This window comes from Empedobacter sp. R750 (assembly GCF_030324345.1).
GTDB classification, from domain to species: Bacteria; Bacteroidota; Bacteroidia; order Flavobacteriales; family Weeksellaceae; genus Empedobacter; species Empedobacter falsenii_C.
In genome coordinates this window covers 1-720 of record NZ_JACAGF010000055.1, presented here as the reverse complement: position 1 = coordinate 720, position 720 = coordinate 1, and the positions used below count along the sequence as shown (strand labels likewise).

General features: G+C 34.2%; 1 protein-coding gene. It reads left to right on the top strand.

The genetic code is table 11. From position 1 onward, the window contains the following. Positions 1-28 precede the first annotated feature (28 nt). The coding region (erm, locus tag HXZ74_RS17150; RefSeq protein WP_286476518.1) for a 23S ribosomal RNA methyltransferase Erm at positions 29-720 on the top strand (692 nt) is incomplete at its 3' end.

Here is a 720-nt window from a genome sequence, read left to right as displayed (position 1 = left end):
TCAAGTATTCACCTGTAAGAAGTTACTAATGACAAAAAAGAAATTGCCCGTTCGTTTTACGGGTCAGCACTTTACTATTGATAAAGTGCTAATAAAAGATGCAATAAGACAAGCAAATATAAGTAATCAGGATACGGTTTTAGATATTGGGGCAGGCAAGGGGTTTCTTACTGTTCATTTATTAAAAATCGCCAACAATGTTGTTGCTATTGAAAACGACACAGCTTTGGTTGAACATTTACGAAAATTATTTTCTGATGCCCGAAATGTTCAAGTTGTCGGTTGTGATTTTAGGAATTTTGCAGTTCCGAAATTTCCTTTCAAAGTGGTGTCAAATATTCCTTATGGCATTACTTCCGATATTTTCAAAATCCTGATGTTTGAGAGTCTTGGAAATTTTCTGGGAGGTTCCATTATCCTTCAGTTAGAACCTACACAAAAGTTATTTTCGAGGAAGCTTTACAATCCATATACCGTTTTCTATCATACTTTTTTTGATTTGAAACTTGTCTATGAGGTAGGTCCTGAAAGTTTCTTGCCACCGCCAACTGTCAAATCAGCCCTGTTAAACATTAAAAGAAAACACTTATTTTTTGATTTTAAGTTTAAAGCCAAATACTTAGCATTTATTTCCTGTCTGTTAGAGAAACCTGATTTATCTGTAAAAACAGCTTTAAAGTCGATTTTCAGGAAAAGTCAGGTCAGGTCAATTTCGGAAAA